A 22,943-nucleotide genomic window follows, 5' to 3' on the forward strand; every position below is an offset into this window, starting at 1 on the left:
CTGTCTGACCGTCCCCCTCCTGTGTTCTTGGATCCCGGCGGAGACGCCCGTCTTCCGAACCGACGGAGAAAGAGGTGGGCCTTGAGACAGCACACGAGCACCTCCCCAGGCCGACCGGGCGGTGTGCTGGACCGTGACGCCGGACGACCAACTTCCGCCCCTGGGCGCGGGCTCGTCGCCGGCGACGGCACGACCACCCTGATCACGGATCTGCCGTACGGGCCGGAAGCGGCCGAGGTCGCCCGGGGCGCCATGACGCTGGCACTGCGTGGCACTGAGACGGACGTACTTGCTGACGCCCGCCTGATCGGGTCGGAGCTCGCGACGAACGCCTTCGTCTCGGGCAGTCCGCCGTTGGTTCTGTGCGTCGACCGCAGGAGTCTGGCCAGCGGCGGCCTGGAGATCGAGATCACCGTCACCGACGGCGGCTGTTCCCGACCCGCACCCGCTTCTCCTACCGCTCCCGCCGAGCAGGCCGAATCAGGACGGGGACTGGTCATCGTCGATGCCTTGGCCGATGCCTGGTCGCTGACGACTGGCACCAACGGCTCTCGTGCCTGGTGCCGACTCACCCACAGGCCGTGCTCCTCGTCCGCCGGCGCCTGATGTCCACGCCTGCCCAAACCCGTCCTCCAAGGAGGCACCACACAGTGCGCATCGACCATGCGACTTCCCCACCCTCACGCACAGCTGTGCCGGAGGCCGCTCGCCAGCCCAGGGTCGTCGTCGCTCTCCACGAGGGCTTCTACGGCGCGGAGTCGGGCACCGGCTTCAGCAACCGCGCCTTCCTCACGGCACTGGCCCGGCTCCTGCCGACAGGCCGCCTCTCAGTGATCACCCCGCACGTGCCCGAGACCGCGGGAGCGCACGACCAGCGGTGGGCCGGCGAGGTGCGGCAGATGCTGCGACAGGCCGCGGCCGAGGTCATCACGATCCCGAAGGTCAACGCGCCGCCGGACTCGATCCGCGGCTCGGTTCAGCTGTGCGACCTGGCGGGCGAGGCGGCCATACGCATCGCCGCGCGGGCGAGCCGGTGCCTCCTCGTCGGCCTCGACATCCCGTTCCTCGGGCTCGCGCCCTACACGTCGCCGACCACGGACCTGCTGCTCGTGCCCCGCTCCACGACCGCGCTGACGCGGCCCAAGGACGTCTCCCGCGTCCGCTGGGAGCGGGACGCCCTGCGAGCGGCGACCCTCCGAGGTGCACGCGTCGGGGCTATCTCCTCCCACATGCGAGGCCACCTCGTCGTCAACTACGCCGTCCCTCGGTCGAGCATCGTGAGCATCCCGAACGGACTGATCCGTGAGGAGATGGTCAGGCCGGCCACGGCTCTGCCGCTGCCTTTCAAGGCCCGCGCCGGATTCCTTCTCGCCATGGGCCGCGCAGTCCCGACGAAGGGCTTCGAAGACCTCCTGGAGGCGCTGCGTCTGCTGAAGGAACGCGGTGTCCCCGTTCCTCACCTGCTGCTGGCTGCCGTGACCTCGGAGGAACACAAGCACCCCTCCTCGTACCAGCAGGACCTGGCAGCGCACATCCGCGCGCACGATCTGGGCGCGACCCTGATCACTCGCTTCACCCCCGCGATCCGCGCCTGGCTGCACAGCCCGGCCCTGCGCGCGGTCATCGTTCCCTCTCGCGAGGAGCCCTTCGGCCGGATACCCCTGGAGGCGTTCGCAGCCGGTGCGGGCCCCGTGGTCGCGACCACGGCCGGCGGTCTGGCTCAGACCGTCATCGACTGCGAGACCGGCTTCACGGCCGCACCGCAGGACCCCAGGTCCCTGGCATCCGCCCTGCACCGGGCCCTGACGGTCCTGCCCCGAGAACGCGATCGACTCCGGAGCGCCGGGGCGGCCCTGGTGCGCTCCCGCCACGACTACGAGGCCAGCGTCGGTTCCGTCATGGACCGCATCGCCCCCTGGGCGCTGGCGCGGTCAGCCACCGTGGATGGCCGCGCGCGATGAACCAGCCGGTGGTGCTGATCAGCCTGGAGTCCCCGCACTCTTTCTGGCGGCTGTCTTCCGAGCACGAGCGTGCGCTGTCCGCCGCCTTCCCCGGCGTCGAGTTCCGCAGGGCGACCGAGGAGGCCGTGCCGCACCAGCTGGCCGACGCACACGTCTACTTCGGGTGGCGATTCGCGCCCTCGTGGCTGTTCGCCGCGCCACTTCTGCGGTGGATCGCTTCCCCGGCCGCCGGCACTGACCATCTGCCCGTCGCCGAGGCACACTCCGTCGGGGTGGCCCTGACCCGCTCGTACGGCTTCCACGGCAGGCCCATGGCCGAGCACGCCATGGGCCTGGTCCTGGGCTTCTCCCGCGGGCTGTTCACCAGCCAGCGCGTTCAGCGGAACCGTGGCTGGTGGAAGGACGACCTGGCCGAGGAGTTCTTCGACCTGGCGGGGGCGACGATGACCATCGTCGGCTGCGGCAGCGTCGGGCGCCACCTCGCCCGGGCCGCCCGGGCCTTCGGCATGAACGTCATCGGAGTGCGCCGGACACCACCTGCGGCTTCCGAGGGCGGGATCACGTGGGTGCACACGACGGCGGTGCACCAGGCGGTGTCCGTCGCCGACGTCGTGGTCAATCTGCTGCCCGCGACCCCTGCCACGCACCGCTACTTCGACCACGACCTCTTCTCGGCGTGCAAGCCCCGCTCTCTCTTCCTCAACCTCGGCCGCGCGGCAACCGTCGACCAGTCGGCCCTCCTGGCCTCCCTCGACACCGGCCACCTGCGCGGTGCGGCCCTGGACGTGTTCGATCCCAAACCGCTGCCTGCACGCCATCCGCTACGGCTTCACCCCCGGGTCGTACTCACCCCGAAAAGCTCGGTGTTCTGCCGCGCGTACATGGACGAGGCGGTGGCGTTCTTCGCCGACAACCTGCACCGCTACCTCTCGGGCCAGCCCCTCAACGGCCTGGCCGAGGCGCCCGCCACCCGCTCTCCGCTCGTAGGAGGCTGACCAATGCCCACCGCAGACCACGACGATCTGGCCGCCGCCTTCGCCGCCGCCGGCCGCAACCACCCCTACCTGGCCTTCACCCTGAACTCGCTGTGCAACCTGGACTGCGTGTTCTGCAAGCCCCGGTGCATGCCGGACTACGGGCACAAGGACCGGCCCCTGACCGCCTCCGACTATGCGGCCATCGCCACCGAGGCCGGGACCTGGAAGATCAGGAAGGCACACTGCTCCGGCGGTGAACCGACCCTCCGAGCCGACATCCTCGACGTCATCGCGGGCCTCGCCGACGGCCTCGGGCCCGACGCCGCGATCGGCATGACCAGCCACGGCAACCTGCGCCGTGGGCTGAGCGTCGAACAGCTCCACCACGCCGGCCTGACCTACCTCAACCTCAGCCTCCACAGCCTCGACCCGGCGCGGTCCGCCGCGATCATGGGCGGTGGCGACCCGCGCACCACCCGGAGCACCCTTGACGCCGCCCTCTCCCTCGGCCTGCGAGTGAAGATCAACTGCGTTCTTCAGCGCACCTACCTGGACGACGCCTTCGCCGTGGCCGAACTCGCCCGCGACCTGCCCGTCGCCGTCCGCCTGATCGAACTCCAGAACATCGGCCCCGCCCAGGCGCTCTTCGACACCGAGTTCATCACCGAGGCAGAGGTCCGCGACCGTCTCGACGAGTGGTTCGCGAACGCCGGCGAAGTCCCCCGGGACCAGCTGGGCGTCCGCAGCCCCGGGCAGTACCTCCGTCCCGACGGCTGGGCAGGGTCGATCGGCTTCATCTCCAACTCCAGCTGCGCCACCTGCTCCGACGCCAACCGAATCAAGATCACGCCCACCGGAGTGGCGCGACCCTGCATCCTGCACAACCGCGACATCCCCCTGAAGCCCCACCTCGCCGACGGCACACTCGGCGACGCCTTCGCCCACCTCTTCCAGGCCATGCTCGACCGCAACACCAACGACGCCTGGCAGGGCTTCCACTACGTCGACTACGACCTGCGCTGGGACCGGATGGAGCGCCCCGAAGGCACTCCGGTCCTGCCCCTGCTCCCCGTCCTCCCCATGGAAGCGGCCGGCTCCCCCTGCGCCCGCGCCTCCACCGGGGAGCGGTGATGGTCGTGGTCGACGCGCCGCCTCTCTACCAGGAGCTCGGCGCTCTGTACGAACGCGAGCTGGATGCTCACGACGTCGGGGCCGTGATGCTCACCCACAAGTGGCAGCCGGCTGACCTGCTGGCTCCGCACTCCGACATCGACGTACGCGTCCTCCTTCCCCAGGCCCCCGCCGACTGGGAAGAGTGGAACCACCGCCTGGCCGCCGCACACACCGCCGCAGTCGGCCGGGAAGTCTTCCATCGACGTCTCCTGGAGCACCCGCCCGGCTTCGCGTTCACCGCGACCGAGACGGACGGGCGACTCGTCTCCGCGCCCGAACTCGCGACCTGGTCACTGATCAGCGGCAGCGCGCGGGACTTCCAACGCTGGAAGTCCCGGGCCCCGATGGCGCCCTGGTGCGAGGTCGATGAGCGGTTCTACCGGGGGATCCTCCAGGCCAGGATGGGCGGCCGATACCAGCTGGCCGCGGACAGCACGGACAACGTGGTCGAGGACATCGCCGCGTACCGACGCCACTGCGTGGCGTGGCACTACCTCGCCCCGTGCTGGTTCGCTGCCGCCGCACTCGCGACCCGTACCCGCTGCCCCGGAAAGACGGCGGCCCTCACCCAGTGGCGGCCTGAGGGACTGGACGGATACGCCGAGCTGTTCCTCCGGCACTCAGAGAACCGCTCCGATGCCCGCCCACGGGGTCCGCGCCACCTGCTCCGCGCGGCCCATGTAGCTCTGGAGGCGGCCATGCGCCGCGTTCCTGACTGGGCCCGCCCAGGCGGCCAGGGGCATGAGCACGCTCGTACTGACTGGGTGATGACGGCCGGCATGCTCCGTGTACGCGTCGCCCGCTGGCTGTACTACCTCGATCCGCCGCCCGGCGTGGCGACCGAGTACCTGATCCGGCGGGAGGCGAAGGAACTCCGCTCCGCCGCGCAAACGCTGACCGTGCTCGCGGCAGACGAGGCGACTGCCGCCCAGCGGCTGGCCACCCGGATGGCGGCGCTGATCCCCACTGGCCCCACCACCGCCGACACCCTGCGCGCAGCCCTCGCGCGCTGGCACCAGCAGAAGACCACCGTCCAGGACTTCCTCAGCTTCACCCCCGAGGACGTCCACCTCTGACCCAAGGAGTCTCGCCAATGACCCCGCGTGCGTCGGTGCCCCGCACCCTCAAAACGGCCAAGGTCAAGATCACCACAAAGTGCAACCGGCACTGCGACTTCTGCATCTTCGCCGACGGCGCCCAGGGCGAGAACATGCCCCTGGAACTGTTCTCCACCATCCTGACCCGGCTGGAGACCATCCCTTTCCAGCAGCTGCACATCAACGGCGGCGAACCCACCGTGCACCGGGACTTCCCGGCGCTCAGCGACGCCGCCCGCACGCGGCTGCCGGACAAGGTCATGGTCCTGGGCACGAACGCCATCACCCTGGCCCGCAACCAGCCGATCATGGACGCGACCCTCCGCTCCTACGACCAGATACTCATCGGCTGCGACGACGAACACGGGAACTACGACGAGGTGCACGCCGTCGTGCCCCGCCTCCGCGAAGCCGGCAAGACCGTGGTCGTCAACAGCGTCCTGGAAGGCATCAGTTCCACCCGGCTCACGCAGCTCGGGGCGCTGTGTGAGAAGTACGGCGCCATTCATGTCACCAACCACGTGCACCACGTCGACGTGGGCCAGCCGGCGAACGAGCTGCGCGGCCTCTGCGACCGCCACCTCGACCAGCACCTGATGATCGAGATGGACGGGTCCTGCTACCGCTGCTTCAACGCCATGGCGAAGGACGACAGCGAGTTCAGCATCTGGGACGAGGACTTCGCGGCCAAGGTGTTCGCGCCGCGCGCGCACCACTTCCGGTTCTGCCTGCGCTGCCACGAGTACACCGACTCCGGCGCCGCACTCGTCCCCGCCCTCACCGTCTGACCGGGAGGTACACCACCATGCCCGCAGTCCTCGGACTGAACTTCCACCACGACACGGCCGCCGCGTTAGTCGTAGACGGCCGCCTCTACGCAGCCGAAGAGGAGCGCTGGAGCGGCGTCAAGCACAACCACCCCACCCGCAAGGGCACGCTCACCGCCCCGACCCGCGCGCTCCAGTGGTGCATGGAGGCCGCCGGCCTCGAACCGGAGGACGTGGACGCCGTCTGGGCCGCCTCCATGCGTCCCAACCCTGCGGCCGGCTGGTGGCTGGCCGAGGAGCGGGAGGAACTCGCCGCCCTCCTGCCCGCGCCGCTCGGCGAACACCTCCGCCTCCTCTCCCACCACACGGCCCACGTGCTCTCCGGCTACCTGCTCTCCGGGCACGAGCACGCCGCGGGCCTCGTCATCGACGCCGGCGGCTCCTCCCTGGGATCCGACTTCGGCCCTGGCCGGGAGCGCATCACGGGGTACGACCTGTGGCCTGATCGCATCGACCGCCTCCACCAGGGCATGCCGGCCGTCGTGCCGGGCCCGGTCGGGCCTCGGCGCGTCCACTCCTCCCTCGGGCACTTCTACCGGAACCTCGCCCAGAGGGTGATCCCACCCGGCGACGAGCCTGAGGGCAGCATGATGGCGCTCGCCGCTTTCGGCGATCCCCAGCGCTACGGCGCACACGTCCGCGAACTGGTCCGGCTCGGAGACGAGGGCGAGGTCCGCATCGATCATCCGTGGGGTTCGGCGGACAGCAGCACACCGCTGCTGCTCGATGGCCGGGCCTGGACCGCCGACAACGTCGCGGAACAGCCGGAACACAAGCGTGCCGACCTGGCCGCCGCCGTCCAGGAGATCTTCGCCGCATCGGTCGTCCACATCGCCCGCCACCTGCAACGACTCACCCGGGCCTCAACGTTAGTGTTCTCCGGCGGATGCGCCCTGAACTCCCACCTCAACGGCCAGCTGGCCGCCGACAGCGGCTTCGACACCCTCTTCGTCGCACCCGCCCCGCACGACGCCGGCACAGCCGTTGGCGCCGCGCTCTACGGCTGGCACTACCAGCTCGGGCAGGAGCGCCTGCCGGTGCCAACCGACGCGGCCTGGGGCCCGAACCCGGGCGCGCTGCCAACGATAACGGTGCCGCCCGGCTATCACGCCTTGCCCCACCTCGGGCTCGGACTGCCGGCCACAGTGGCGGCACTGCTCGCCGAGCACCGCATCGTCGGCTGGGTGCAGGGGCAGCTTGAATTCGGGCCGCGTGCCCTCGGCCATCGCTCGATCCTCGCCCACCCCGGTCACGCCGCCACGCGGGACCGACTCAACGCGATCAAGAAGCGAGCCGCGTACCGCCCGTTCGCGCCGGCCGTCCTCGCCGAGCACGCCACGGAATGGTTCATGTCGGCGGGCGACCCGTTCATGAACCGTGTCGCCGCCGTCCGACGGTGCCGAACCGACCGAGTCGCGGCGGTCACCCACCACGACGGCACCGCCCGCGTCCAGTCCGTCGCCGCCGACCACCAGGGCCTGGGCGATCTCCTTGAGCAGTTCCGCGACCTCACCGGACTGCCCCTGCTGCTGAACACATCCTTCAACCGCAAAGGCGCCCCGATCCTGCGGACCGCTGAGCAAGCCGTGGCGGCGACGGTGGAGCTGCGCCTCGACGCCCTCGCCGTCGGGGACACCCTGCTGCTCGCCGACCACGTCCCCGATCCCCGTGCCGCGTCCCTTCGTACGAGGTGAGGCGGATGGATCCCATCGACCTCGACCACGTCCTGACCGTGCTCGGTGCCGCGGCGTGGAGCCTGAACGAGCAGTCCCGCGCCCGCGTGGCCGCCGGCCTCGCTCTCACGGTCTACGACGGCCACACCCGCGACCAGGGCACGCCTTACCTGGAGCACCCGCTGGCCGTCGTCAGGCTCTTGCGAACGGAGATCGGCGTCCGGCGCCCCGAGACCCTCCTCCTCGCTCTCCTCCATGACGCCTTGGAGGTGTCCCCTGAGTCGGAGGCACTGCTCGTCCATCACCTCGGCGGCCCGTTCACCGCTCGCCTGCGTGCCATGACGGCCGACCACCGCCTCGAACAGCGCACGAAGTCCGTCGGCGACGAGACCCGCTGGCGCGCGAAGCAGGCCGCGCTCCCGCCCGAGGAGCTCCTCGTCCGGCTCGCCGACCGCCTGCACAACCTGCGCGACCTCGCCGCGTCCCCGAACCTCGACCGACGCCGACGGTTCCTCCAGACCTTGGGCGATTTCCACCTCTTCCTCGCCGACGCCGCCCGCGACCTCGGCCCGCATCTGGAGACCATGCACGCGCGCCTGCACGCCGAGTACGTCCACCACATACAGGAGGTACGTCCGTGAAACGGGTCGTCTACTCGATGGAGCCGGTCGGCCGGACCGGCGGCCGGGTCTACCTACGGATGCTCCACGAGGTGACGGCCGACGACGTGGAATGGCGCACGGTCCCGGACCACAAGCGGACCTACCGGGTCCGCCGCTGGCGCAAGCTCCGCCACCTCGCCCGCCTGGCACCTTCCATACGGGCGCTGCACGGCACCACCGGCACCTTCGTGTGGGACGACCTCAGCCTGCTGCTGTTCACGCCCGGGATGCGCGCCCGCACGGTGTTCCTCCTGCACCACTACGAGCCGCTCCAACATGACTCCGCCCCCATCGAGGCCATGCTCTGGGAGCGGCTGTTCCGCGTTCTGCCGCAGTGCGCCGCCGTCGTGTGCGTCGCCCCGTACTGGGCCGACCAGCTTCACGCCCGAGGCGTCCGCAACGTACGGGTGATCTACAACGCCTTCGACATGGCCGAAGTAGAGCAGGCACGCGGTTACGACCGGGCCGAGTGCCGCGCCGAGTTCGGCCTACAACCCGACGTGATCGGCGTCTACGCGGGCAAGGCCGTGCACTGGAAGGGGACCGAGGAAGTCTCCGCAGCACTGGCCGGCGTTCCCGGACTGCGGGTGATCACCAGCGGCAGCAACACCATCGGCCTCGACAGCGCGCACTACGACGTCGAACGCGAGCGGTACCTGCGTCTGCTGCGCGCCTGTGATGTCGGTGTCTTCCTCCCACGGATGCGGGAGGGCTGGAGCCGTTGCGCCGCCGAGGCTTTACTCCTCGGCCTGCCCTGCCTCATCCGTCCGGTGGCCGGCCTGGGCGACCTCGCCGCACTGGCTGGCCAGCCAGCCCCGGACCTCCGCAGTCTCCCGGCACAGGTCCGGGAGCGTGCGGCGGCACGCCACACCGAGGCCAAGGCGGGGTACGAGGCCCTGGCCCGGTTCGACCTGAACTACTTCGGCGACGCCTGGGGCAACCTCCTGACGCAGGTCGCCTGACCAGCGGCTAAGCCTGCGCGACCAGCTTCTTGCTGGCAGCTTCCAGACGGGCCAGCACGCGGTCCCGGCCGAGCAGCTCCATGGACTCGAACAGCGGGAGTCCGATCGTCCGGCCGGTGACCGCGACCCGGATGGGCGCCTGGGCCTTGCCCAGCTTCAGCCCGTGCTTCTCCCCGACGGCGAGCAGGACGGCCTTCAGGTCGTCCGCCTTCCAGTCCGCGACGTCGGCCAGCTCGGCGCGGGCGTCCGACAGAATGTCGCCGGCGCCCGCCTTCATCGCCTTGTTCCACGACGCCTCGTCCTCGACCGGCTCGTCGAGGAACAGGAAGTCCACATAGCTGGTGATCTCGGAAAGCAGCGCCAGCCGGGTCTGGGCCAGGGAAGCCGCCGCCTCGAAGACGTCCTTGTCGAACGCCTCCGGCCGCCACGGCGCGTACGGGGCGACGAGCCACGGCGCGCAGGCGGCGGCGAACTGCTCCGGCGACAGGGCGCGGATGTACTCGCCGTTGAACGCCGTCAGCTTCTTCACGTCGAAGAAGGCCGGCGCGGTGTTGACGTCCTCGATCCGGAAAAGCTGCTCCAGCTCCTCGTACGGCCTGATCTCCCGGTCGTCACCCGGGCCCCAGCCGAGCAGCATGAGGTAGTTCACCATCGCCTCGGGCAGGAACCCCTCGGCGAGGTAGTCCTCCAGCGCCACCTTGTCCCGGCGCTTTGACAGCTTCTGCCGCTTCTCGTTCACGATCACCGGCAGATGCGCCCACACAGGCGGCTTGGCACCGAGCGCCTCCCACAGCAGCTGCTGCTTCGGCGTGTTCGACAGGTGCTCCTCGCCTCGGATGACCTGCGTGATTCCCTCGTCCAGGTCGTCCACGACGTTGGCGATCAGAAAGACCGGGGACCCGTCACCACGGGCGATCACGAAGTCCTCGATCGCGCTGTTCGGGAACGCCGGCTCCCCGCGGACCAGGTCGACCACGACGGTCTCCCCCTCGTCCGGCGTCCGGAACCGCAGCGCCCGCCCCTCCTCGAAGGCCAGCCCCCGGTCCCGGCAGAACCCGTCGTACCCGAGGTGCTCCGACCCCGTGCGCTCCTTCAGCTGTTCCCGGGTGCAGTCGCAGTAGTACGCCCGGCCGGCCTCGAAGAGCTGCTGAGCCGCTTCCCGGTGCCGGTCGGCGTTGTGCGACTGGAAGTACGGCCCCTCGAAGGCCGGGTCCTCGCCATGGATGCCGATCGCCGCGAGCGCGCTGATGATGCCCTCGGTCCACTCCGGCTTGTTCCGGGCCGCGTCGGTGTCCTCGATCCTCAGGACGAACCTGCCGCCGGACTGTCGTGCCACCGCCCAGTTGTAGAGAGCGGACCGTGCACCACCGACATGGAACATGCCGGTCGGGGACGGGGCGAAACGAACGCGAACCGGGGCAGTAGACATGCGCTCCAGGGTACCGACGCGGGACCTCCGCCCCGGACCACTCGCCGCGCCCCCGCGCCAACGTTTTTCGGCCGTCCTTGCCCCATGAACGCTCGGCTGGCGCCTGCGGCGGAGCACTGGGACCGGCGAGGCGGACGCGAACGCGGCGACCAGGCCGTGGGGGACACTGGCGCTGAAGTTCGCGCACCACAGGTACGGGGCGCCGAGAACAGGTTCCGCCCACGGCTGCCAGCCCACCACGTCAGGGCCCGGCTCGGCATCCTGGACGAGCGGCGGCAGCAACTCCAAGGACACGGTGCAGGAGAAAACAGGGACGTTGGCGGTCGTGCGCGGCTGGTCCACGCCGCAGAGCCAGCCCTGGGCACTGAGCTGTCTGCCCCCGGCGAACTGGCGAATGGTCGGCCGCAGGGCCGGCTGGGGCGGCATTCCGTCCCGCCGCCGTCCTGCGGATACTGGCCGCCATGACTTCGTCTCCGCAGGAAGAGATCAAGAACGCTGCACAAGCCATCTCGGACATGCATGTCGCAACGGTTTCCGGCGAGCATGCCCGTGCCGCCAGCGACGCCGCAGCCAACCTTTACTCGAGCGCCGGACACCGACTCCTGTACGCGCCGCCAGAACTGCGGCAGCTGATCACCGAGGCTATCGAGGTCGGTTATGCGGCAGCTCTGCAGGACGTACGGGATGGCGACTTCGACGGCAACATCCTGGAATGGCGGCCCGCCCTGTTCGAGGCATAGGCCGAGACAACTGCGACAGCGGATCCGGTCACTCCGGCGACACCACGCGGGGACGGAGCGAACTGCTCCCTCCCCGGCGCCTGTCTACGTCCCCCGTCTACGCGGTTGTTTCTCCCTCTTCGCTTTCGTCCCCGCTTCCTGGCTCCGCATCAGCTACCTCGCGCCGGTACTGCGGGTGGTCGAGGTCCATTTGCCGTGCTGCATGCAGCGGCACCGGGTAGCGGGCGCGGTCGGACCAGAAGAGGGTCTGGTGGCACAGACGGGCGGTCATAGCCGACAACGCCTCACGTGCCCCGTCGGACGGCCCCCCGATGGGGAGGATCTCGGTGGCGGTCATGGCGTAGAAGTTCTGCGGCATCTCGCCTTTGCGGCGCTTCGACCGGTCTTCTGACTGCACGGATTTCTCCGCTTCCCATCGGGTGCGCTTGGAGCCCAGTCGGCCGGCGCCGCTGCCGTCGTAGGCGCGAGGCACGTTGCACAGCAGCCATACCGGCGTTCCGAAGTCTGTGTCGACTTCGAAGAGCAGCGTCGAGGTGTCCTTCTCAACGGGTTCGGCGCCGTCCTTCTTGCCCAGGTGGGTGACGCTGACGGGCTGTGGCACCTCTTCGTCGTCCGTGTTGAGGCGGATTACGGCCAGCGGGGCGTCCTGGCCGAGGCGTGCTCCAGGAAGCTGGTATCGGCTGCGGTTGCCATCAGTTCCTGCCCGCGCGAGATGTTCACCGAGGCGAACGTTCTGCAAGCCGTCCCACATGCGTCGCGCGGACTGCGCGTCCACCGTGACTGTGTAGGGCACGCCGTCCAGCTCGTCGGCGAGGTCACCAAGGGCGCGCTCCACCATATCGGCGGCACCGTCCCACTTCTGCCTATAGCTCGTGGTCTCCGCGGAAGGTTCCGGATACGGGTGGGTGTGGAAGGCGTTCTGAGCCGAGCGGTACGGCCGCCACACCGGGGCCGTGGAACTCCAGCCGAGCAGGGACCATGCCCCTTGTGGGGACTGGGGCGGGACCAGCGCGGTGGCCGTAATGACGATCTTGGGTTCGCCCTTCTCGCCGTAGCGTCGGTTCTGCTGTCGCACATGCACGCCGACATGGGCCAGCCGGTCGACCGGGAATCTGCTCGTGCCCTGAAGAGCATTGGAGATCCGCTCGTCAGTGACGCCGAGGGAGCGGTACAGGTCGAGCAGGGCCATCTGTGCCGGGTGGTCTTCGCCGCCCGGCTCGATGACACCTTCCTTTCCGCGGCCCTTCAGGTACTGCGATGGAACGTCGAGGCGGGCCAGGAGCGCCTTCGTCTGCGGCTTGGCATCCAGCTCGTCCAGGTCACGAGCGTCGATGCCGGGGAAGTCATCGGCGTGCGGCAATTCGGTCTCGCACCATGCGCCGACCAGGACTCCGTCGCGGGACCTGAGTGAGGCGCTCACAGCCCCCAGCGCTTCTGCCCGGTCCCGCCCGCGACCTGGCCGCAGGAAGTCCGGCACGTAGTGGAAGACGGCTGTGATGCGGCCCTGGTAGAGGTCGAGCTCGACGCCCTCCTGGGTGTCAAGGCCGGCGGGGCTGAGTCCGAACGCGTGGCAGAACGTCTGCAGCATGCGCTGCCGGGTCTCGTCCCGGTACCACAGGCAAGCGATGCGGAGCTTCTTGAAGCCGCCCTCGGCGACGGAGACGCACAGCGACTCTGCTGACGGGAAGAGGCTGCCCCGCGGGCGCAGTGGCTCCTTGCTGCCGGTCCGCTCGCGCTCCTCTTTGCGGCGCTTGTACTCCTGGGCCGAGACCTTTTGAGGGTCGGTGGGGCGTCGTGGCAGGGTCATCGCGGACTGGCGCAGGGACAGGCGCTGGGCATGATCGCCGAAGACAGCGTCTGCGTGAGCACGCAGGAGCCTCAGGTGGTGCATGCCGACGCCCGTTCCGATGGGGTGTTGGTAGTTCTTCGCGGGGATGGGCCAGATCTGGCCCGGGTGTTCGCGGGGGAACTGGAGCTTCTCCTTGAAAGCCCTGGCCCGCTCGCGAAGCTTCTGCTCGCGCTCGGAACGCTTGGCGATGGACTGCAGAATCGAGTAGTCCATCTCCAGTCGGCCGAGCGCTTGCAGGGTCTGCCGCGGGATCGTCTTCGTTCCGCCCCGCCCGTTGAGCTTGACCTCCAGGATCGGGCGGCCCTCTCCGGGCTGGACGGCAAGTGCTGTGGAGCTGAAGATCAGCGAGGACGAGATGCGGGAGACGCGCGCGTCCAAGAGCAGCACGGGATGCTGCACGTTCGGCAGGGTCTTGAGACGCACCGCCGTTCGGCACACGGCGTAGCGACCGCCGCTCTCGTTCTCCCAAGGATCGTCCAACGCGACCAGGCCACCGGTGATATCGGGACGCAGTGTGATCTCTCGGCCGTTGGAGAGCTGCAAGGGAACGGCTGCGAGACGCTCCGCCAGCCCCCACCCCACGCTCTTGTAGAGCCAGTTCGGCGCATCCGGTTGTGCTCCCTTGGCCCCCGCCAAGTGCTCCTCCAGAGCGAATTCCCGCTCCGGAGTCCTCGCGATGCGCACCGCGAGATCGGGCGGCTGCCTCAGGTCGATCACCTCTACCTGTTCACCGAGGGCGAGGCCGTACGTCAGGGTGAAGGCTTTGCACAGCAGATCGCTGTCGATCGGCTGCCGGGATACCAGGAACGGCGCCGCGCCCTTGGGCTCGAAGTACACATACCCGCCAGTGATCACCTGGAGCACGGTCGTGGCGATGGTGTACGGCGCCTGCGCCTCCTCCTTGCCGAAGCGCTTCCTGCACTGGCCGGTGAAGGTGGCCCACAGCTTGGCCGTCTCCGTGTCCAGCTGGCGCACGTGAACCGTCGCGTCCCCCACCAGAGCGGGAGTACAGCGGTAGGCCAGTGTGTGCAGGTACTTGCCCGGCTCGAGGTTCTGGTCGTTCACTCGTCTCTTCTCTTTTCAGTGGGTGAGGGTCGGGTCGATGCCCGCGTAGGAGAGGAAGGCGTTGAGGGCTTCCCCATACAGGTCGTTCATCTGCCGCTTCACCGCCGGCGGCCACTGCTCGTGGATGCGGCGCAGGACGGTTTCCAGGTCGGAGCTCCAGGTGTCCTCGTGGAAGGCGTAGTCGACCAGGTGCAGGACGGCCTCGGTACCACCACGACGGGCCCGTCCGGCCAGCTGGATTAGGTCGACGACGACACCCGCGACGACCTCCTCCTGAAGCGACTTGGGCATGGAGGTGAACTGGGGTGTCGCGCGCAGGATCAGTTCGAGCCGTTGCCATGCGGCGGTGCGTGCCTTCTCCAACGCGTCGTCGGGGTTGGCGGTGCCACCCTCTGGGAGTGCGTGCAGCCCTGCGGCGTTGACGCTGGCGTACATCTCCGCGGGTTCGGCGAACAGCGCCAAGGGTCGGACACAGAGGTAGACCGAGCGCACGGCGGAACGGATACCGACGACGATGTTCAGACCGCGGGCGATCAGGGCCAGGGGGACGACCAGGACGTTGCCGTACTGCGGGAAGTCCTCGAACTGCTCGGCCGTGAGGCGAGTGGCGATGTTCTCCCGAGGCAGGTCGGGGTCGGGGCTGTGCCGGTCGCTGTCCCGCACGGCCACGCAGAGCCCTTCGCGGTAGGTGCCGGCCTGGGCGATGCCTCGGGCCAGCCAGGCACATTGCTGGTAGGAGTTGGCCACCACCAGGACGTGCGCGCGGTCCTTGTCCTTGGCACGCTGTCGCTCCAGCTCCCGGTAGATGTACTGGTCGTACAGCTCCGTGCCGAGCTCGATCAAGGCGCCCTTCTTGCGGCTGGGATGCTGGCCCGAGATCTTGATCGGCTCGCCGTACATGGGGTGTCCCTCGCCGTACTCGATACGGTGGCGTCGAGCGCGGATCGAACGGGCCTGGGCATCGGTCATCCACCAGCGCACGGGCGCGTGGACGTGCTCGCGTACCGCCTGGGGAAAGTACGCCGTGGCGGACAGGCCCATGACGGGACGCTCGACCCCGGCCAGGCACAGTGAGACAAGACCGCCCAGCTCGGCGGTGAAGGTGTGCGGGTCGCCCGCGATGCTCTGCGCGACGAGTTCGGCGTCACTCTCCCTCTTGTCCAGGCCGGTCACGCGGTATCCCGTGATCGAGCGCCCCAACAGGCCAAGCGGGAGGACGGCCGAGACGGCACTCGGGCTGAGCGTCTCGGCGATCCGCTGCGCGGAGCGAAGCCCGGAGGGGCGGTAATGCTGCACGCAGGTGCGCAGCTCGGAGAGCGCTTCGTCCAACTCGGTCAAGGTCGCCCGGGTGACGAGCAAGTTGACCGCCTGGGCACGCTGGTGCGGGTCCTTCACCCGTGACTCCAGCAGCCGGTGCAGATCGAGCTTCACGGCGTCGAGCAGTTGTTGGCCGCGCGGGGCCACCAGCGCCTCCAGAGCGCGGCGCACCTCGTCCCACCCCACCTCCGTCGGATCGCTCTCCGTGGCGCGTGGCTGCAGGTAGCGGGCGGGCATGAGGCCCTGGAGGCGCCGAGCGAGGTCGGCTGGAAGATCGGTCTCCCCGGAAGCGGCCAGGTCCGGCCAGAGCAGACGGATCAGCTGCCGGTCACGGCCACGGGCCAGGTGCCAGCGCAGCCCGGTGCGGTCCGGCACACGATTCTCCGCGCGCTCGTCCTCCCTGACATCCAGACGCAGCGCGTTGCTGCATACGGCGAGGAGCAGGAACTCCGCCATCAGCCGTACCTGGCCGACCGACGGCAGCAGGTCGGCCTCGGCCGAGATCGGCAGCCGCTTCGCGTCCGTGTCCATCTCCTGCGGGGCCGCCGTCCAGTGCCTGCGTGAGTGCAGGACGACCTCGCCGGCACATCGATCCACCGCCCTCGACTGGAACTGGTCGACCTCGTCGACGAGGACGGCGTGGCAGGTACGCAACGCGAATTCGGCAACGCTCACCCCTTGGACGGGGCGCCCGTCAAGGTTCACGCCGATGCGCAGGTTGCCCTGGAGGAAGGCGAAGTGATTCGTCACGACCACGTGCGCCGAACAGGCTTCGTATACGGGGGCAAACTTGCCGCAGGTGGGAATCCAGGGACAGGCGGACGCACCCAAGTCCTGCCGGTACAGGGACAGGCAAGGCTCGCGGCCGGGCGGATAGTCGGCGTTGGACTCCAGCAGTGGTCGCTGGGCGCACCCGTAGGAGAGCGGATCCACGTCCCGTTCGCCGCTCTCGCCCCACTCTCCCGGTGCCTGCGGGTCCTCGTCGATGAGACGGGCCAGCTTGTGCGCGCGCTCGTGCATACCTGATGACGACATCAGGTGCGCACAGCCGGCCTCGTGCCTGATGACGCCGAGGCCCTGCAGGACGCGCAGGTCGGACCGGTTCTTGCGGGTGATGGCCAGGCATGCCTTGATGTCGGGCAACACGATGGCCACCCGGTGGCCCTGCTGGGCAAACCAGGCGGCCAGGACGCGCACCAAGACGCTCTTGCCCGTCCCGGTTGGCGCGTGGAAGATCTCCAGGCCGCCGGCCGTCATCCGCAGCGCTTCCTGTGGGCTGATGGAGTCGGAGGTCTGCAGGACGGAGAACAGGCCCTTGAGGACCGTGTGAAGGTAGCGCTTCTCCTCCGGCTCACCGCTCTCGATCTGCGTAGCCAGTTCGAGCAGATCCTCCGTGGGGATACGGGGGTTGTCCAGCGGGGGCGCGGTGGCGATGTGCGGCAGGCGGTCGTGGCCGAATGCCTCGGTGAAGCCGGGGTACGTGGGGATCGTCAGCTGGCCATGCACCTGGCCGACGCCCTGCACGCTGATCTCCCCAGTCTTCCAGAATCCGGGGCCGGCGAACTCGGGGGGCTTCGGCCGCGCGCTGGGCCGCCGATACCGGGCGATCTGCCGGTCGACGTAGGCCAGCAGATCACCGCCGACCCGGGGGATAGCTGCCTCGGCAGTCAGCGGGTCTCCGCCTGCAGGTTCGAAAGTGAGCAGCTTCTGCGGCTCACCAGGGCCCTCGTCGCCGAGGGGTGTGAGCAGTGCGCGGGCGGCGGGAGTGAAGTTCCGTACGTCGCCGAACTTGCCGGGGGCGGTGCGGTACACGTCGACGATGCGTCGGCGTTCTTCGCTCGTCAGCTCCGGCCACCGGTCCCAGGCCCGGAACTGGCCGGACAGCAGGAAGGCCGCCTTCCGGAAGGGGGCAGCGGGCGCATCGTTGTCCACGGACGTGTCAGGGAAGTAGTAGGCAGCCAGTGCGAGCGAGGCGCACAGGGCTGTCCGTTCCACGGACGGCTCGCTCACGACCAGGCCACCCCCGAACGCTCGCAGACCAACTCGCCGAACTCGGACGCCGTGGCTACCTTCAGCCCGTACTTCGCCCCCACTCCCGACAGCAGGTGCACCTGGCTGGCGCGGTGGTCTGGAACCACCAGCCACTCTGCTCCCCCGCTATCGCCTTCCTGTGCGTGGATCAGCTGCGCGAGCGCGGTGCCCGAGGTGTAGTCCTTCACGTCCACGCGCAGATGCTCCTTCTTCCGCGCCCGCTTGCGCCCGACGTGTACACACAGGTCGTAGGCGTCCAGGGCGGGCCACAGCTCCACCTTGAGGCCCCGTTCGACCAACCGGTCCCGCAGCGCCAGCTCCGCCAGCCCGGGGACGCAGGTGTACCGCCACACACCCCGTACCAGAGCCTTATGTCCCTCCACGGGTTTCGCCTCCGGGACGTACTCCAGGTCGGGCCAGAGGACTGCCTCCCGCTCGTCCGGGGGAGGCGGAGGCGGCTCCGGCAGCAGCTCAGGCGGAACAATCCCCTCGACCGGGCGGAAGCGATACGTAGCGCCCATTTCCTGGTGCGGCGTGTGCCAGCAGGCAATCACCCCGACCTGCTGCCCCGCCTCACGACGCAGTGCGACGCGCATCGGCCACCGGCATACGGGGCACGCGAACCACCAGCCCCGGTACCTCGAGGCATAGGAGATGTCCTCGTACAGATCCGCGACCAGCGGAGGCAGCCTCAGTTCACTCAGCTCGCTCACCGGGCCCGCCGGGTAGCGGATCAGATCGGTACGTCCGCTCTCGTAGACCTTCTGGTTGCCCGCCTTGCACAACTGGGCGAAGGCCGTTTCCTGCGCAAACTCGTCGTCCAGGTCCTGCCCACTGAGCAGGCCGGCATCTCGGCCCCTCTTCTGCAGGATGCGGAGCACCAGGCGCTGCTCCGCGGCGATATCGAAGGCATCCTCCGTTACGTGCCCGTCGGCATCGACCGCGCGCAGCTCGTCGACGTCCCACCCAGGGACACCTTCGGGCAAGAGCCGGGAGGGATCACCGCGCACCTGGCGCCGGAAGTCCGCAAAAGACAGCTCACTGCCCGGTCCGCGCGCCGCCAGCAGCGCGCCGTGGCACTCCATCAAGACCTTGAGGCGGGCGGAAGGGCTCACGCCAGGGGCCGTCATCGCGTCGGCCGCACGCAACACCGAGCGTGCCACCAGGGACTTCACCCATAGCTCATCGGTCGGCCGAACGCCATTGTTCGTCGCATCCCTCATGAGCCCAGAGGGTAAGAGCTGCCACTGACAATTCGTCGGGCCTCGTACGGAAGAGACGGATTATGAGTGTTCGCCAGCGAGCGCTGCGACGCCCGTGGTATCCACCTGCGGATACCGACGGCGGTACTCGTCCAGGTACTCAACTGCGTGCCGCAGCCCGACCGGGGTCAGCTTCCACCGGTACCCGACGACGTGACTCCCGTCGGCCGCTAGTACCGGCACCTCATCGATGAATCCCCGGCTCGGCCGCCCTGCAGACCGGTTCTTGTAGCCGACACCCAGATAGAATGGAGCCCGGCCAGAAAGTGCGTCCCGCTCCAGCCCGTCCGGGCCTGCGTCGGCCACCCGGGCCATGACGCCCCACAGCCACTCAGACAGCAGAGGCGTGTCCGGCTGCTGCTCCGCGCGCTCGCCCAGTCCAGCGCGGGCGGCTGCTCTGCCCCGCCTCGTCATCTCCACCCGAACCCTGGTCACCTCGCCAGCTTCAGCGTGATGCACCACATCAGTGCTGGTCACCAGGAGTCCTCGGCGTGCCAAAGCGTGCACCGTCGCGCCGGCTCCAGGGTCGTGAACTCCATTGCGCCGCAAGCGTTCCTGCAGCCGCGTGTAGCCCACGACATCCGCTGGCGCGTGGAGAGCGAGGGGGAGCTTGCGCCACTCGGCAGGGCGAGGCACGGGCAGATGATGCGTCCGGCGCATCCACATCTCCGTCTCCGTCATGCGCTCGTCCCGCAGGATCTCACCAAGGTAGACCTGCTGCCGTTCGTTCAACGATCGCCAGGCAGCCTCAGCCGAGTCGCTCGAACCCCTCTGGGGCTGAAGCCTCGGGCGCACCGGCGCCGACTCATCAGGGCGGGTACGCATCCAAGCGTCCACCACCATGCGCACGGGCACACCATAGATCTTGGCCAGCGCGGTAGGGAGCCGCCCCACCACGTCGCGATCCCGCCAATTCCGGCCCAGCACGGGGCGCCCCTGCTCCAAGGCGGAGAGCCTCGGGGGCGACAGACACAGGTCACGCCCGACGCGCGTCCGGCGCAGCAGCTCCACTGCCTGATCAAGTGTCAGGCCGGCAGCAAACCGCAGGTCGACGAGCCCCTCCTCCCCACGGCGAACCCCAGTGAGCTCCTCCACATCGCAGTGCAGCGCCGCTGCCATCTTCTGCAGCCGCTGCGGAGTGGGCGTGTGCCGCCCCTTCTCGTAGAAGAACACCATGCGCGTCGACACCCCGACTCGCCGGGCAAGTTCAGCCTTCGACAGCCCCGCACGCTCCCGCAGCGCCGCAAGGCGACTGGGAGCTATCACGCGAACGGGCAGCGGCATGCCTCCATAGAACTGCAATGAAGACTTCATAGCAATGCAAGTTGCGAAACTTTTGAGGCTCACACCTCAGGAACGATTCGACGTCGATAGGATCCGGCGCGACTGCAAAGCCACATCAGTGGGGTTCCCCCCACCTGCTTCACGCGCCTCATCGTCTCTTCCCGGTCGTGTGACCTGGGAAGAGACGATGCACTCAGCGAGATACCGTGATGCGAGGCAGCGCCTTGTTTCGCTCTGGCCCCACGGCCAGGCCGATGCGGCCCTCGATTCGGCGGACGTCCCGGACCGGAGTGTCGTCACTGAGCGGGATGACGTACGCGGTGGTCCAGTCAAGCGTCTTACTGACGTCCTTGGCATGCTGGGCGAACCGCGTGCCGACGCCAACGGTGGTGGAGCCGACGTAGAGAATTCGGCCAGACCAGCCACACACGACGTAGACCGCCTTGCTCACCCCGGAGTCGGCCTTCGGTCCGAACGGCAGCGGTCCGGATGGTCCGTCGCTACGCAACCAGTCCCCCGCATACGCCGCGAGCGACGCAAGTCTTCCGGGGGTCACGAGGCGACCTCAGCGGCATCCTGGTCGTTCCACTCGTCAACCGCTTCGTCAGGGCTGTCGAGAAATTCAGCGGTCCAGCTGTCTTCCCGCCTGGCGGTCGTCTGGCCTCCCCGGCGGTTGCGGCGTTCCCAGATGCGCCCCCAGAAGTCGAGGTCTGCGCCAGCCATGTCCAGAATCCCCTTCCATTCCTTGACGTGGCTAAGGTCGATACCGACGGTCTCGACGTGGTCGGTTCCATCTCCCGCCTTGACTCCTCGCAGGGCAGCCATGGTCTCGCCGAGCTGACGTACAGCGGCGCCGAAGGCAGCAGCAGCATCGCGCAACGCGTCGTCAGGGGTGTCCATGGACGTCGGCCGGGCCGGCGAGCCAGCCTTCGGGAACGTCGAGCGAAGATATACGTCACTGAGGGTCTGGTCCTGCGCACGGTCATCGGTAAGACGGATGGTGCCGTCTTCGTTGACTGCGCGCAGAGCAGCACGGCCATCGTTGTGGTCGACGATGGCCCGATGCAGCTGCTGGATCCCCAGGCGGGACGTGAGCATGGTGTCGATGACCTCGCCTGGACGACGCCGGTCATCAGCGTTCGGATTGTTGCTGGTGCCGCGGTCGGCCCACAACGACAGCGTGGCGATGAGCGGGTACGCGGCTCGGGCAGCGAGTTCAAGTCGGGCCTGGCCAGGCATTCCCGCCGGGTCTGCGTCAAACTCGCGGAGGGCGTCCCCAAGTACTGCGTCGGCATCCCGGTGCGTGGGGTTGAAGTGGTTGTCGCGTACGGAGACGAATCCGTGCTGCATGTAGCGGCGCACCCGGTCAGGGCTGGCTCCTTCTCCAGCCACAGACCTCACGATCAATGCCACCGCGAGCTTTACCCGGACATTCTTCGTAATGCGCTTGCGGGTCGACTGACGGGTCACAGCGTCCCGGATCGCGTCACGAACAGCCTGGTCGTTGCTGGTGAACAAGGCAATGATCTCGGCTGCCCGGATAGCCGGGTCGGTCGGCAAGTGGGCAGTCTTGGCCTGAGAACGACTGATGGCGCCAGCAAGCCACCTACGACGCAAAGGGGTGAGAATCCCCCGGTCCTCCATCACCGTCAACGCCTCGTCCGCGAGTGATTCGAGCTCCGGCCCCTCGCCCCACTCCTTCGGGGCGTCGACATGTCGCAGCGCTACAAGCGACTTGACCGCCGAGGAGAACCGGTCGGGCCCCCCAGGCAGAGGCCGGTAGCCGACGAGAATGAGCGCCGGCATGGTCTCGCAGCGCAACGCCTCTGACTGCTTGACCGTGGGGCCCTGCTCAAAGGCCGTGTTCAGCTCTTTGATGCGGCCTCTCATGAACGTGTCGGACTCGGCCTTCACGACAACATCGACACTGTTGCCGTCTCCGAGGAGGTCGTGGGCGGCCGTAGTACGCGACGACCCCTCGGCCGTGGTCATAGCCCAAAGGTCCGGGCTCTCCTCGGCGGTATGCCTGTAGCGGTTGGCGACAAGCCACACCTCAGTCAGCACACCTTGATTGCGGATCGAGTATCGCCAGTCGTTCGCATCGAGTACGGCACGGGCAGCGAGAGCCGATGCCCACGCCATGTGCTCGGCTGATTCGACTTCCACTTCGAGGTGCGGCGTGATGCCGCTGCTGGTGGGGTCGTCAACAGGCGCAAACCGGGACTCCTCGTCCGTCCCCGGCTCGATCGCAATGGGATGGCGGCGGGCATCGCCGATGCGGGGGTTTCGGATGTCAGGCAGCGTGCGGCGCGTCCATACCCGTGCCCGAACAGCAAGGAGGGTTCCCCCCGTAATGGCCAGTGCCGTCGGAGTCTCGATCGACCGGCGGAGCTCGGCCGGGTCCACTACCGCGTTGGCGACGCATGCAGCCGCGTCTGGCGCGAGGTCGAACGTGTCGACGAGCTTCTCCGCCGCCTTGCGGCGGGCAGCAATCGGTGCAAGCTCGGGGAGCTTATCCACCGGTCGCGGAGGCACGTGATCGTGCGGGGCAGCAGCCTCTTCAAAGATCGCAGTCATGTTTCGTCGCCCTCCTGGGCGTAGTTGGGCACGCCAAGAGAAGACGAAGCAGCGAAT

General features: G+C 68.7%; 17 protein-coding genes and 1 pseudogene. 10 read left to right on the forward strand and 8 right to left on the reverse strand.

What is annotated here, in order from left to right:
- The first annotated feature begins 81 nt into the window (after positions 1 to 81).
- The 9 genes from RM812_RS25740 to RM812_RS25780 are packed head-to-tail and all read left to right on the forward strand — an operon-like array spanning position 82 to position 9,332.
- Entirely contained in the window at positions 82 to 606 is a 525-nt protein-coding gene (locus RM812_RS25740; RefSeq protein ID WP_311576468.1) for an ATP-binding protein, read from the forward strand.
- A gap of 44 nt (positions 607 to 650) precedes the next feature.
- A complete protein-coding gene (locus tag RM812_RS25745; protein WP_311576472.1) occupies positions 651 to 1,961 on the forward strand; it encodes a glycosyltransferase family 4 protein in 1,311 nt (436 codons plus the stop codon).
- Positions 1,958 to 2,956: a D-2-hydroxyacid dehydrogenase gene (locus tag RM812_RS25750; RefSeq protein WP_311576475.1), complete on the forward strand. Its 999-nt coding sequence runs from the start codon at positions 1,958 to 1,960 to the stop codon at positions 2,954 to 2,956. Before RM812_RS25745 ends, RM812_RS25750 begins: the two co-directional genes overlap by 4 nt.
- 3 nt (positions 2,957 to 2,959) lie before the next feature.
- Positions 2,960 to 4,069, forward strand: coding sequence for a radical SAM protein (locus RM812_RS25755; protein ID WP_311576478.1), 1,110 nt, complete (start codon positions 2,960 to 2,962; stop codon positions 4,067 to 4,069).
- A complete protein-coding gene (locus RM812_RS25760; protein WP_311576481.1) occupies positions 4,069 to 5,187 on the forward strand; it encodes a hypothetical protein in 1,119 nt (372 codons plus the stop codon). The genes RM812_RS25755 and RM812_RS25760 overlap by 1 nt, the downstream gene beginning before the upstream one ends.
- A 17-nt stretch (positions 5,188 to 5,204) precedes the next feature.
- A complete protein-coding gene (locus RM812_RS25765; RefSeq protein WP_311576484.1) occupies positions 5,205 to 5,996 on the forward strand; it encodes a radical SAM protein in 792 nt (263 codons plus the stop codon).
- A 17-nt stretch (positions 5,997 to 6,013) separates the two neighbouring features.
- Complete coding sequence (locus RM812_RS25770) at positions 6,014 to 7,729, forward strand: carbamoyltransferase C-terminal domain-containing protein (protein ID WP_311576487.1); 1,716 nt, start codon at positions 6,014 to 6,016, stop codon at positions 7,727 to 7,729.
- Between the two features lie 5 nt (positions 7,730 to 7,734).
- Complete coding sequence (locus tag RM812_RS25775) at positions 7,735 to 8,349, forward strand: HD domain-containing protein (RefSeq protein WP_311576490.1); 615 nt, start codon at positions 7,735 to 7,737, stop codon at positions 8,347 to 8,349.
- A complete protein-coding gene (locus tag RM812_RS25780; protein ID WP_311576493.1) occupies positions 8,346 to 9,332 on the forward strand; it encodes a glycosyltransferase in 987 nt (328 codons plus the stop codon). Before RM812_RS25775 ends, RM812_RS25780 begins: the two co-directional genes overlap by 4 nt.
- 7 nt (positions 9,333 to 9,339) lie before the next feature.
- Here the strand turns inward: RM812_RS25780 and gltX are convergent, their stop codons facing one another.
- Together gltX and RM812_RS43100 are read right to left on the reverse strand one after the other, a co-directional pair.
- Entirely contained in the window at positions 9,340 to 10,713 is a 1,374-nt protein-coding gene (gene gltX, locus RM812_RS25785; protein ID WP_311576676.1) for a glutamate--tRNA ligase, read from the reverse strand.
- A gap of 189 nt (positions 10,714 to 10,902) precedes the next feature.
- Positions 10,903 to 11,187: pseudogene (locus RM812_RS43100) on the reverse strand (hypothetical protein); the annotation flags it as partial.
- A gap of 35 nt (positions 11,188 to 11,222) precedes the next feature.
- Between RM812_RS43100 and RM812_RS25790 the strand changes: the two are divergent.
- A complete protein-coding gene (locus tag RM812_RS25790; RefSeq protein WP_311576497.1) occupies positions 11,223 to 11,501 on the forward strand; it encodes a hypothetical protein in 279 nt (92 codons plus the stop codon).
- 97 nt (positions 11,502 to 11,598) lie between these two features.
- On the opposite strand, the gene RM812_RS25795 is transcribed toward RM812_RS25790, so the two are convergent.
- The 6 genes from RM812_RS25795 to RM812_RS25820 all read right to left on the reverse strand — a co-directional run bounded on the left by RM812_RS25795 (position 11,599) and on the right by RM812_RS25820 (position 22,886).
- Positions 11,599 to 14,415: an RNaseH domain-containing protein gene (locus tag RM812_RS25795; RefSeq protein ID WP_311576501.1), complete on the reverse strand. Its 2,817-nt coding sequence runs from the start codon at positions 14,413 to 14,415 to the stop codon at positions 11,599 to 11,601.
- 15 nt (positions 14,416 to 14,430) lie between these two features.
- On the reverse strand, positions 14,431 to 17,742 hold the full coding sequence (locus tag RM812_RS25800) for a hypothetical protein (RefSeq protein WP_311576504.1): 3,312 nt from the start codon (positions 17,740 to 17,742) through the stop codon (positions 14,431 to 14,433).
- Positions 17,739 to 18,986, reverse strand: a complete 1,248-nt coding sequence (locus RM812_RS25805; RefSeq protein ID WP_311576506.1) for a restriction endonuclease-related protein — start codon at positions 18,984 to 18,986, stop codon at positions 17,739 to 17,741. Before RM812_RS25805 ends, RM812_RS25800 begins: the two co-directional genes overlap by 4 nt.
- 60 nt (positions 18,987 to 19,046) lie before the next feature.
- Positions 19,047 to 20,339 (reverse strand): helix-turn-helix domain-containing protein, encoded by a 1,293-nt coding sequence (locus RM812_RS25810; protein WP_311576509.1) that lies wholly within the window; start codon positions 20,337 to 20,339, stop codon positions 19,047 to 19,049.
- A gap of 163 nt (positions 20,340 to 20,502) precedes the next feature.
- Entirely contained in the window at positions 20,503 to 20,760 is a 258-nt protein-coding gene (locus RM812_RS25815; protein ID WP_311576512.1) for a GIY-YIG nuclease family protein, read from the reverse strand.
- 101 nt (positions 20,761 to 20,861) lie between these two features.
- Complete coding sequence (locus RM812_RS25820; protein WP_311576515.1) at positions 20,862 to 22,886, reverse strand: hypothetical protein; 2,025 nt, start codon at positions 22,884 to 22,886, stop codon at positions 20,862 to 20,864.
- Positions 22,887 to 22,943: the final 57 nt, after the last annotated feature.

The sequence above is a fragment of the Streptomyces lancefieldiae genome (genome assembly GCF_031845825.1).
Lineage (GTDB): Bacteria > Actinomycetota > Actinomycetes > Streptomycetales > Streptomycetaceae > Streptomyces > Streptomyces lancefieldiae.